Below are 1,689 nucleotides of genomic sequence, written 5' to 3'. Positions count from 1 at the left end.
CATCCAGCGCACCGGTTCGTCGTTCCACACACCCGCTCACGGACGTGACCCCGTTCGCGGGTACCGCGGCTTCCCGGCACAGCCCCTCGACGTGCCGGGAAGCCGGCGGCTCAGGTGCGCTCGCGGTACTGCGAGTCCTCGCTCGGCGCGGTGAGCAAGGGCTCCCGGAGCGCACCCGGTGTGGGTCCCGGCGCCGCGGGGGCAGCGCGGCGCCGGGACCGGGATCCGACCCGGCCGGGCGCGGTCGGCCGGTCGGAAAGTTCGTGTGTTCGCATGGTTTCTCGCCCCTGGGGTACGTCGGACGCGCCTGGGCGTCACGAGACGTGAAAGAGCCACGGATTCCGGGCTGGAGCAGGGGAAACGTCACGCCTCAACGGCGTGCGGGCGCACCTGGATGATCGTGATTTGGGCGCACTTGTCCCCGGCTGCCCGGTCGGGGGTCAGTCGGGGGAGGTGGTTGGCAGGGCGGCTTCCCTGCCTGCGCCGTCGACCTCGTGGTCGCGGCTGGTGCCGATCAGCTTGAGCTGCGTGGTGGTGACGTCGTCGGTGTGGACGGCGAACGCGTGGCGGGCGCCGCCGGAGCCGTCGTGGCCCGGGGCCGCGGTGGGGGCCGGCGCGCTCGGGGCGGTGGTGCCGCCGGGCAGGCCGGGTGTGGAGTCGCCGCCGCCGGTGAAGCGGGTGCCGGAGTCGCGCGGCTGGTCCTGGACCGCCGGAAGCGGCTGCGCCTGGCGGACGACCAGGTGCGCGAGCGCGACCCGGGAGGTCTGCTGCTGGCTCGCGGTCGCGGTCGCGGGGGCCGCGGCCGGGACGGTCTCGAGGACCGCGGCCGGTGCCTGGGTGACGACGGCCGTCACGCCGGGGACGACCGCGGTGCCGCCGCCGGAGTTCGAGCTGCCGCCGAACACGGGGCTCAGGATGTCGTCGAGGGGCAGCAGCACCGGCGCGTTCGGGTGGCCGGCGGGCGGCTGGGTGAGCGGCGCGAGCACGGTGTGGGTGAGCGTGTCCGTGACGGTGGTCAGCGTCCCGCCGACCACGTCGAGGACGCCGCCGACGAGGCCGCCGAGCAGGTCGCCGCCGGACGAGGTGGCCGAGTCGCCGGTGATGTCCTTTGTGGTCGCTCCGGTGACCGCCTTCAGGGTGCCGCCGACGAGGCCGAGCAGGTTTCCGCTGGAAGAGGTGGCCTTCGGTGCTTCGGAGCTCTCCGCCGAGGTCGCCTTCTTCGTGGCGGCGGGCTCCTCGGCGGGCGAGGTGTCCGACGGCTCCGCGGTGGCCGTGCTCTCCGGCGTGGTGGCCGCTTCGGCGGAATCGCTTTCCGGAGTGGCGACCGGCTCTTCGCCGGGGGTCTCGCTGTCCTTTGTGGTCTCGGACGCGGGTGTTTCGACCGGCTTCGGCTCGTCCGCCGCCGGCTCGGCGCTGTCGGCCTTCGGCTGCACCGCGCAGGTGCCCTCGCCGGTCTCGTGGTGGCTCTTGCGGTGCCTGGCGTGCCAGAACGGCTTCGCGGCGTGGTCCACAGTGGAAACCACGGGCGCCTCGGGGCAGGCCGGGCGTTCGGCCGCCGACGCGGTGCTGCCGGACAGCGCGGCACCGAGCAGCCAGCCCGCGAGGGTCAGGCCGCCGGCGACCAGGATTTTGGCGGCGGGCCGCTGCAGCGACGCCGTCCACGGGCGCGGCGCGCGTACGCGCGCGTGG

General features: G+C 75.0%; 1 protein-coding gene. It reads right to left on the bottom strand.

The window, feature by feature from the left end; translation table 11 throughout:
* Positions 1 to 440: 440 nt before the first annotated feature.
* Positions 441 to 1,689 (bottom strand): hypothetical protein (locus tag CCN39_RS45710; protein ID WP_086853202.1); only part of this gene is annotated, 1,249 nt, incomplete at its 5' end.

Source organism: Amycolatopsis kentuckyensis (assembly GCF_002155975.1).
In the GTDB taxonomy this organism is placed as follows: domain Bacteria; phylum Actinomycetota; class Actinomycetes; order Mycobacteriales; family Pseudonocardiaceae; genus Amycolatopsis; species Amycolatopsis kentuckyensis.
This window is presented reverse-complemented; position numbering and strand designations above follow the sequence as displayed.